This is a genomic window from Phaeodactylibacter sp. (genome assembly GCF_022763345.1).
Classification (GTDB): domain Bacteria; phylum Bacteroidota; class Bacteroidia; order Chitinophagales; family Saprospiraceae; genus Phaeodactylibacter.
In genome coordinates, this window is the sequence record NZ_JALEGS010000089.1 from 1 (window position 1) to 9,115 (window position 9,115).

Annotated in this window: 8 protein-coding genes; 4 read left to right on the plus strand and 4 right to left on the minus strand. The window is 52.7% G+C overall.

The window, feature by feature from the left end:
* Positions 1–274: 274 nt before the first annotated feature.
* Genes MRY86_RS22645 through MRY86_RS22655 form a run of 3 tightly spaced genes read right to left on the minus strand, consistent with a single transcriptional unit; the run spans position 275 to position 3,083 of the window.
* Positions 275–1,042, minus strand: coding sequence for a hypothetical protein (locus MRY86_RS22645; protein ID WP_293565856.1), 768 nt, complete (start codon positions 1,040–1,042; stop codon positions 275–277).
* 59 nt (positions 1,043–1,101) lie between these two features.
* Positions 1,102–1,683, minus strand: a complete 582-nt coding sequence (locus MRY86_RS22650; protein ID WP_293565854.1) for a hypothetical protein — start codon at positions 1,681–1,683, stop codon at positions 1,102–1,104.
* A gap of 2 nt (positions 1,684–1,685) precedes the next feature.
* On the minus strand, positions 1,686–3,083 hold the full coding sequence (locus tag MRY86_RS22655) for a c-type cytochrome (protein WP_293565852.1): 1,398 nt from the start codon (positions 3,081–3,083) through the stop codon (positions 1,686–1,688).
* A gap of 240 nt (positions 3,084–3,323) precedes the next feature.
* On the opposite strand from MRY86_RS22655, the gene folP reads away from it, so the two are divergent.
* Genes folP through MRY86_RS22670 form a run of 3 tightly spaced genes read left to right on the plus strand, consistent with a single transcriptional unit; the run spans position 3,324 to position 6,565 of the window.
* Entirely contained in the window at positions 3,324–4,166 is an 843-nt protein-coding gene (gene folP / locus MRY86_RS22660; RefSeq protein WP_293565850.1) for a dihydropteroate synthase, read from the plus strand.
* A gap of 4 nt (positions 4,167–4,170) precedes the next feature.
* The gene (locus MRY86_RS22665; RefSeq protein ID WP_293565848.1) at positions 4,171–5,583 is read left to right on the plus strand and encodes a hypothetical protein; all 1,413 of its coding nucleotides are present in this window, start codon (positions 4,171–4,173) and stop codon (positions 5,581–5,583) included.
* 13 nt (positions 5,584–5,596) lie between these two features.
* The gene (locus MRY86_RS22670; protein ID WP_293571962.1) at positions 5,597–6,565 is read left to right on the plus strand and encodes an alpha/beta fold hydrolase; all 969 of its coding nucleotides are present in this window, start codon (positions 5,597–5,599) and stop codon (positions 6,563–6,565) included.
* Between the two features lie 47 nt (positions 6,566–6,612).
* Here the strand turns inward: MRY86_RS22670 and MRY86_RS22675 are convergent, their stop codons facing one another.
* Complete coding sequence (locus MRY86_RS22675) at positions 6,613–7,947, minus strand: Gfo/Idh/MocA family oxidoreductase (protein ID WP_293563543.1); 1,335 nt, start codon at positions 7,945–7,947, stop codon at positions 6,613–6,615.
* Positions 7,948–8,343: 396 nt separating this feature from the next.
* On the opposite strand from MRY86_RS22675, the gene MRY86_RS22680 reads away from it, so the two are divergent.
* The gene (locus tag MRY86_RS22680) at positions 8,344–8,991 is read left to right on the plus strand and encodes a DUF6090 family protein (RefSeq protein ID WP_293563544.1); all 648 of its coding nucleotides are present in this window, start codon (positions 8,344–8,346) and stop codon (positions 8,989–8,991) included.
* Positions 8,992–9,115 lie beyond the last annotated feature (124 nt).

Consider the following 9,115-nt stretch of genomic DNA (forward strand, 5'->3'; position numbering starts at 1 on the left):
AACTCCGGAAGACTTCGTAGAACCTGTCTGCCCGGCACAGCCAGTAGAGTCACACCTTAGTATCCCCCTGTAACACTATGGAAGAACGACTTCGTAGAAGTCGCACGTTATCCCCTGATCTCTGCAATTTTTAAGCAAGCTAAAACCAGAGTAGATGGTATAAAACTCCGGAAGACTTCGTAGAAGTCACACCTTAGTAACCCTTGCAATACCATAGGAGAACGACTTCGTAGAAGTCGCACGTTATCCCCGATCTCTGCAATTGGTAAAAACGCTAATCAATCTTATCAATCACCTGCCGCTCAAACTCCGCCTTAGCCAGAGGGCGGCGCTGCTGATCATCCGTACAATAGTACAGCCCGATGACCTGTAGGTTGGTAAGGCTATCGTTGAGGGGGATAAGAATAATGTCCGCCCATTGATAGCCCCCACAGTGGGCCGCGTAGTAGCTGATGTTTACCGTATCCGGTTCCAACCCTTCGGAAAGCGGCAATCCATGCTCAATGAACAAGCTGTCGGCAGCATCCACCCGCGGTACAAATTCATTTTTCCCATAGGAGAGCTCGTAGGTCTCGTCCAGGACCAGGAAACGGTCATATTCATCCGGTGTGCTCGTAGCCAGGAAGGCAAAAACGGCTACAGAGAACGGAATCGCGTAGGGAACCCGGACCTTCCAATCAGGGGTGTACACCAGGCTATAACGGTAGGCCAAAATCAGAACCGGCAGCGCCAGATAATCCGTGTAGTCCACCACCCGGGCATAATGCAGGCCGGTCAGGCTATTCCAACCTTCAATCAGCGGTTGGCTGAATGGCGTTTTCCAATACAGGAAAAACAAGGCAATGCCCCAGCAAATGGATTTGCGGTAAGCAGGGAAAAGCGCGATCCAAAACAGCGCAAAGGCAAACAGCCCGGCAAAATCGGATAATTTACCGGCAAGCAAGCCCGGAAAAGCGCCTTTCAGGAAAAAATCGTTGAGGAGCAACAAGCCCAGGCTCAGGAGGAATGCCGGGGACTGCAGGAGAGAAAGCTGCCGCGTCATAAGTTTAAGGGTTTGATTACTTACACCAATATAACGCGGCAACAGCTTAATTCGATGCTTTACTCCTCTGCAAAATGAGCCCTCACCTCCGCAGGAATGAGCTGCTGCGTCATTGGGTTTTGGGCATCATTTTCGATGAAGTGCCAGTTTTTCGTCCCCTCGTCGGCAATGGCGTACATGACCTTATCTACCAGGACCGTAAAGGTATTGGTGGCGCCATCGTAGGACACAGCGTCCGTGCCATGCGTGCCTTCAAGGTTGCCTTTGATCATGCCAACCATTTCTGGAGTTTTATAAGAATCTGAGGTGAATTGTATGGTCATCGTACCCATGTAGCTGACGGGGGCGTATCGCTCCGATTCAAAGGCGAACGGAGCACTGATGCGCTTGATGCGGTAGCCCGACATATCCACTTCCATACCGTTGCCACTCATGTCGGCAAACATTTGCACCATCTCTTCTTTGGAGACTTGCTCAAAAAGCGGCGGATATAGGAAATCGACCACCGTCTCCCAGTCTTTGTCTTCGGTAGCGGTGAAGTATTGATTTATCCGGGATTTGATATCCTGTACATCCTGGGCTTGTGCCTGAATGCCCGTGGAGGCAGCCAGCAAAGCGATCCCAAGCAATAGCATTCGCATATTTATAATGTTTTAAGGTATTCAATAACAGCTGTGCGTTCACCTACTGATAATTTATCGCCAAAATCGTGTCCTTTATTGCTGTAGCCAGGGCGGTTGGTGTCAAATGCCCATTCGCCTTTAGCTTTGTCCAACTCCGTATAAGCCCAGCCGAGTTGCTCGTGATCGTAGTCCCGGCTGTCTCCGGACCGCACCCAAATATCGGGCCGGTTTTTGCTGTCGAGCAGGGCAGCTACCGTAGGGACCGAACCATTGTGCAGGTAGGGCGCGGTCGCCCAAATGCCATCCAAAGGCGGTGCCACATACCCCAGCTCGGGCGCAAAGTACGACTTCGGCTCTGATTGCGCAAACCAGCTGCTGTTGTACCATTCCACGATGCCGCTGTTTTTCGCGTAATTGGCGTACATGGGGTCTGTTTTGACGAGTGCCAGTGAAACCAGCTTATTGGGATAGGTCTCTTCCTCGCCGTAGGTACCGTGGCATTTGCTGCAATTTTCTTCAAAAATGACCTGCCCTTCCGCCGCCAGTGCCTGATCAACCGGGCCGGGATAAGCCGGGGGCTCCAGTGTTTGCAGCCACGCCAGGACATCTTTGAACCCAATGATGGCTTCCCGGGCAGCCGTACTGTCGGGTATGCCCAGCACAGAGGCCTGGAAAAGCAGCTTGGTGAAGTCGCCCCGCCCAATGCCGTTGTAGTACAGGGCGTTCTTTTTCTTAACATGCCAAAGAGGCGGGACATCGGTGGCGATGGTGTAGTCCATCATGTCGTAGTTGGGCGCCTCCCGGTAGGTCAGGTCAACCGGGTCGCGGTGGCGCATGCAGGCTTCTGCCAGGCGGAAAGCCGGATTGGCACCGGGCTGATTGGTCTGAATGTAAGGCGCCATAGCGTTGAAGTAGCGGGAGAAGTCCTCGTAGGCCTCCCACTCGGGCTCGTCCTTTTTGTACTTGAAGTCTACGCCCACCCGGATCACCTTGCCCATCGGCTTGAAGCTCTTTTGGTAGTCTGAAAAGCTGTTGCCCAGCCCTGGTACAATCTGCCCGTTGATCTCCCCGGCGTGGCAAGTGAAGCAGTTGCCGTTCATCACGAGTGTTCCGCCCTTGGCTGCTTCGAAAGCACTAACGGGGTAGGGCAGGTTGGCATTGACACCACCTCGTCTCAGCACGGTATCGGTGGTGCCGGAGAGGCGTTTTTTCATCAGCTCAAAGGGTACACCGGAGCCGATATAGGAGCCCCCTCCGATGAAGGCGTAGCCCGCTTCCGGGTCTCCATCCATCTGCTGTGGAGAAGCTGGAAGGGTCTTCACTTTCCAGTCTTTATCGGTGGCTGTGCCAGGCAGCGTACTGTAGCGCTGACAGGCAGCAAGGGCAGCGAGCCCCAGGATAAACCAAAAAAATCTCATAGCACTTTATCGGTTTGAATTGCGTTGAACGGAGACAGAAACGACCTATGGTTTCCGGTGTTTCCGTCAAACTATACATGACGCGTTTTGGTTTGGGCGAAGACTAGACCAAAACGGTCAGTATATACTGCACTCGATGTCGGTTTGGATTCCCAAACCTCATTGACGACAGTATACCCAACGGTAAAGGTGCGGCCTTGGTTGTGGAATTATTACCTTTGTCTTTTTATTGACCCATTTATGTTGAACCCTCGCCTCACTTTAAACTGCCGCGGTACACTGCTGAGCCTCCAATCGCCTCAGGTGATGGGGATATTGAATGTGACGCCGGACTCCTTCTTCGATGGTGGGCGGTATACCCGTCAGGATGCCTTGCTGCGGCAGGCAGAACAGATGTTAAAGGAAGGGGCTGCGATTCTGGATATCGGTGGCATGTCCTCCCGCCCGGGCGCTGAGCTCATCTCGGTGGAGGAGGAGTTGCAGCGGGTGCTGCCAGCGATTGAAGCCTTGCATCAGACTTTTCCGCAGGCTCTTCTCAGCATTGATACCATCCGCGGACGGGTAGCGGAGGAAGCGGTGGGAACGGGGGCTGCCATCGTCAATGATATTTCCGCCGGTGCCTTTGATGAATCGATGTACCCGACAGTGGCCCGCTTGCAGGTGCCTTACATCCTTATGCACATGAAGGGCAGCCCGAAGACCATGCAGGACAACCCGGATTATGAGGATGTGGTGCAGACGGTGCTGGACTTTTTTATTGCGGAGGTAGGCAAGCTGCGGGCCCTCGATGTGCACGATATTGTATTGGATCCCGGATTTGGGTTTGGAAAAACCGTGGAGCACAACTATCAGCTGCTCAAACAAATGCACCTGTTCAAAATTTTAGACTTGCCGTTACTGGCCGGGCTGAGCCGGAAGTCAATGATCAATAAAGTGCTGAAAACCAAGCCAGAACAGGCGTTGAACGGAACTACTGCTTTAAACATGGTCGCCCTGCAGCAGGGCGCTAAAATCCTTCGGGTGCACGATGTCCGCCCGGCCATGGAAGCCGTTAAGCTTTGGCAGCAACTCGAAATGGTATAGGCGCATGGAATGGCAATCTCAAACGCTTACCGAAACGGACATTAAGTCCGCGACCCTACGCTACCTGAAGCACCACTACCGCTTCCGGCAAAGGCAGGGCGGCTGGGAGCTGTCCTCTGATCTCCGGGGCAAGGGAGGGATTGTAGCCGATGGTTTCCTGTCCTTTGTGCAGCCTTCCGGCGAAGTGTTTCGGGCGACTTTCGAGGCGACTTCCTACGATACCAAAGCCGAGGTGCGCTACCGCAAGCAAAAAATCCTCCTTTATTGGGATGCTGCAGCTGTGGCGGCTTGTTTCGCCTGTGGTTTACTTTTGCTTGGCTTGTTTCGGGCCTGGTTTTCAGTGGAGGCGCTGACACTGACTGGGGCGATTGCTTTATTCATTGCCTTTTTTACGTTTGGCTTTTTCGGGTTTTTGTTGCTGTTCCGGAACTGGAGGCGGTACCGGTACATCTACGCCATTGAGCAATTTAAACGCTACCATGCCGATGAGCAATGGGTGGCGCTGGGGGAGGACGTATTTGCTAACCTCACGAGCGATCCCTACTATTTGGAGCTAAAAAATCAGTGCATCTATAACGGCATGGGGCTGCTGATCGTGCGCGCAGATAAGTCCATCTTGATGCAGCTGTCGCCTGCCCGAAAAGATGTTTTTGACCAGAAACGCAGCAACATCGACTTTCTCAGGCAGGACGACCTCCAACGAATGCTCGACGAAGGGCGCTACCCGGAATGGATGGCTACGCTTAAGCCGGAAAACCTGCTGCGGTTCCAGCGGCGTTACAAATATCAGATGTTGACAGTGGGCATCTGCCTGGCGCTGACCTCGGGCGTGCTCTATCAGGAAATGCAAGAGCTTAAAACGATTGAGGAGGAATCCCCGGAAGCCTACCTCAGACGAATGGCCGATGTGCGGAAACGCAACGAAAGCTATACTCAGCCCATCACCTTTGTATTGGATACCCTGATTACCTGGCCCTATCCCATTCGGAAAGATATGGAGCCCTACCTGTCGCTGCAGCCTGCACAGCCGGAATCGGTGACCGTGCCTCCGGTCGCGCGTTCGGGGGCTTCCAGCGAGGGTTTTGTCGGGCATCTGGACGGTGCTGCGCCTTACACCTACGATTGTTCCCGCCTGCGGCCCCTAACTTCGACCGGCTACATCATTCAGGAAGGGGTATACCAAAGCTACAGCGCCGTGACGGCCCGTATCCGGGAGCTGGAAGGCTTCGGTTTTACGGCAAGTGCCGTTTGGCTGGGCTGCTTTGACGAGTTGGAAAATGGCTATGCTTTGTACTTCGGGCTGGTCTTTGATGACCCTACTTCCGCCCGGTCCAGCCTGGAAAATTACCAGCAACGTTTGGGGGATAACGTCTTAAACCTAAATTTGCAGCTGCGATCGCTCACTCCATTGGAATAACTTATAAATTGAAATGCCTTTGATCACTACATCTTCTTATCGTCCAAGACCCTGGTTTCGCAATCATCATGTTAACACCATTTATCCAGCCTTTTTCCGTAAGGTCCCACAAGTGGCCTACGACCGCGAGCGTTTAGAGCTCCCCGATGGCGACTTTCTGGACATCGACTGGTCCTGCACGGGCAGCGACAAGCTCATTATCGGGCTGCACGGTTTGGAAGGCTCCGCTGACCGCCCTTACATTCGGGGCATGGCTCGCTACTTCAATGAACGGGGCTGGGATGCCCTGGGCTTGAATTTTCGGGGTTGCAGTGGTGAGCCCAACCGCCTGCTGCGTTCTTATCACATTGGCGAAACTGGAGACCTTCGTCAGGTGATTGATCATGCGCTGAGCCTTGGCCGTTACCGGCATATCGGTTTGGTAGGGTTTAGCCTGGGTGGCAATGTGATTCTGAAATACCTGGGCGAAGGTGGTTTCCACCCGGATGAGTTGGTGGGAGGCGTGGCCTTTTCGGTACCCTGCGATGTGAAGTCAGCCAATACCGAAATTGACAAATGGCACAACTGGCACTACCGGCAGCGTTTTATGCAAACCCTCAACGCCAAAATGGTGGAGAAAGCCAACCGGTTCCCCGGGCAGTTAGAGATTCCGGAGCGCATGCCCCGGGATTTCCGCGAATTTGATGACCGCTTTACCGGTCCGGTCCACGGTTTCCGGGATGCAGAGGATTACTGGACCAGTTGCAGCAGTATCTACTTTATCCCAACGATTGAGCACCCGGCCTTGCTCGTTAGCGCGCAGGACGATACTTTTCTGAGTGAAAGCTGTTACCCCTTTGATCTGGCCAGGGACCACAAATACTTCCATTTCGAAGCCCCAAAACGGGGTGGCCATGTTGGTTTTGTCACCGTGAACCGCGATGGGTATTACTGGACAGAAAAACGGACATTCGATTTTCTGAACCAGCATCTGGAAGAATAAAAAACCAGTCGGCCGGAAGTAAGAAGTAATCCGGCCGACTGCTATCATCAGATCTGTTCCGGGGCCCAGCCTTTTTCGTAATTTCGGCCCCAGTACTTTTTCATGATTCTTTTATCCGTGTATTTACCAGTTTGCGGGTCGATGGCAAGGAGGGCATCACCCTCTCTGGAAGAGGTATTGGCATAGTGGCAAAGGTTAGTGCTGATAGCGCCCTCGTCGATCGGGCAAGCCAGCTTAGCTTTACCGCGAATAGCTTCCACGAAATTGCGGACATGACGGCTGGTCAGGTCTCCACCGCCGCCGAGTGCGGTGCCGGCTTCATCACCGCCGGATACCTTTTCGGTGATGAGTTTCCCTCCTCGGTCGTAGTGCATGTACTTGCTACGGTCCACAAATACCGATCCTTCTGTACCGTAAATGATGGTGCCCCGGCCACCCCCGTAAGTGGGGTTGTTATTCCGGCTTTTACCGTCCCAGTTGATGACTTTTCCACCAGGGAACTTCAGGGTTGCATACATGGTATCGTACATGGTCCAGGGATCATCCTTGTAGTGGTTTTTGGCAGAATTGACCCGCACTTCCTCCGGGAATTTCACTTGCAGTGCCCAGCGGGCGATATCGAATTCGTGGGTGGCGTTGTTGCCGGTTTCTGCCGTGCCCCAGCGCCAGTACCAATGCCAGTTGTAATCGCCAACTATATCAATAAAATCGGTGCGGGGTGCAGGGCCCTGGAAGAGTTCCCAGTCGAGATAGTCAGGTGCAGGGATGATATTGGCATCCGGGACTCTGCCCCGGGCATTGGAGTAAAAGGCGGTGGCCATGTAGGGTTCACCTATTAGCCCTTCGTGGATAGCCATCACCACTTCCTGACTTTCCTGAGAAGAGCGTTGCTGCGCACCCATTTGTACCTGCAGCCCGGTTTTTTTCTGCCAGGCGATCAGCATTTCTCCTTCGGCAGGGTTATGGCTACAGGGTTTTTCCACATAGACATGCTTGCCGGCCTGCATGCTCAGAATTGCGCCCGGAGCATGCCAGTGGTCGGGTGTGGCGTGAAAGACGGCATCCACATCCTCGCGCTCCATAATTTTACGCATGTCCTTTTCGCCCTCAGGCCTATACCCCAAGTCTTTCGACACCTGCTCCATTGCTTTCCCCTGCCGGCGGCTATCGACATCACAAACAAAGGTGACCTTAATATTCTCGGTGTTGGACAAGCCAGCGAGCAGGCCCGGGAAGCGCCGCTGACAGCCAATCATAGCCACGTGTACGCGGTCGTTGGCGCCCACAATCCGGTTGTAGCTTTGAGCCGTAGCCGTAAGCCCACCCAGGGAAAGTGCCGCTGCACTGGCGGAGGCCTGCTTGATAAAAGTTCTTCTCTGCATAATTTCTCTGTTTTTCTAATCTCGTTCACTTTTGGCCAGGGCATCACCCCGACGCTGTCTGCCCAGGACTCAACAGCCAGGCGCATTTCCTCTGCTTTTTCCGGGTGCTGACCGGACAAATCCTTCAGCTCAGACCGGTCTTCTTTCAGGTGCTACAAAGCCCGGTCCCCAGGACGGCAGCACTGGCTTCCAGTCGCCTTTGCGGATCGCCTTGCTGTCGTTGTGTTCCCAATATATTAAATCTCTTTGGGTTTGTCGTTGTTCCCGGAATATTGAGGCCAGACTTTTACCCGGAGTTGGGATGAGAGCATTGTCCTGAAACTTTTCGTCTAATTTATAGGAGCCTTTAGCTATAAGACTAGCGTTTTGGGAGTTAACCTCCTTATTTTCCAGATTATGAAAATCGATTGGAAATACGCTATTGGAGAGTTATTGATTGTTACGGTTGGCATTCTGATCGCCTTTGGGCTTAACAACTGGGCACAGGGGCAGCAGGAAAAGAAAAAAGCCCATACTTACCTGGAAAGCCTGGCTGCGGATTTGTCGGCTGACCTAGAAGTACTGAATGATAACCTTGCCTTTGTGCAGCAGAACCAGCAAACCGCACGGAGCATCATTGGGCACTTTCACCGTACATTGCCCGGCCGGGATTCTGTGCCTTTCAAAATCTTCAGTGAACTACTGGGTATGCCTACCTTTATCCCCCATGATGCAACTTACCAGACCCTGAAAAACTCCGGAGACTTCCGGTTGGTGGAAGACATGGAGCTGAAAAACCAGATTGTAGACCACTACAGCCGGTACAATGAAATCTTCATGGAAGATGACCGCACCAAAGCCTTTTTGCGCGATCATGTCTCCTTGTTTTTCATGAATGAAACCAGCTTTGAGACTATGCAGCAGCAGGCTGATGACCTTCTGGAAGACCATCGGCTCCGCAATATTGTCTATGCATGGTTCGGTATTTACAAGATACAGACCCAAATCCTTGAACGAAATATTCAGCGTACGGAAGCTTTGATCAATGCTGTTCAGCAACATTAAAACTATTCCGGCTGCGGTACCACTCTTTAAGACTATGTTGGGAATTCGCTTTTGGAGCGAATTTAGTCAAATTTTATTCTGAACGAGGCACGATGAAGGAGCATAGCCTAAGCTAAGTGACTGA

Excerpts from the sequence above, each read along its gene's own strand:
- MRY86_RS22645 (WP_293565856.1), bottom strand. The coding sequence starts at position 1,042 with ATGACGCGGCAGCTTTCTCTCCTGCAGTCCCCGGCATTCCTCCTGAGC.
- MRY86_RS22650 (WP_293565854.1), bottom strand. The coding sequence starts at position 1,683 with ATGCGAATGCTATTGCTTGGGATCGCTTTGCTGGCTGCCTCCACGGGC.
- MRY86_RS22655 (WP_293565852.1), bottom strand. The coding sequence starts at position 3,083 with ATGAGATTTTTTTGGTTTATCCTGGGGCTCGCTGCCCTTGCTGCCTGT.
- folP (WP_293565850.1), top strand. The coding sequence starts at position 3,324 with ATGTTGAACCCTCGCCTCACTTTAAACTGCCGCGGTACACTGCTGAGC.
- MRY86_RS22665 (WP_293565848.1), top strand. The coding sequence starts at position 4,171 with ATGGAATGGCAATCTCAAACGCTTACCGAAACGGACATTAAGTCCGCG.
- MRY86_RS22670 (WP_293571962.1), top strand. The coding sequence starts at position 5,597 with ATGCCTTTGATCACTACATCTTCTTATCGTCCAAGACCCTGGTTTCGC.
- MRY86_RS22675 (WP_293563543.1), bottom strand. The coding sequence starts at position 7,947 with ATGCAGAGAAGAACTTTTATCAAGCAGGCCTCCGCCAGTGCAGCGGCA.
- MRY86_RS22680 (WP_293563544.1), top strand. The coding sequence starts at position 8,344 with ATGAAAATCGATTGGAAATACGCTATTGGAGAGTTATTGATTGTTACG.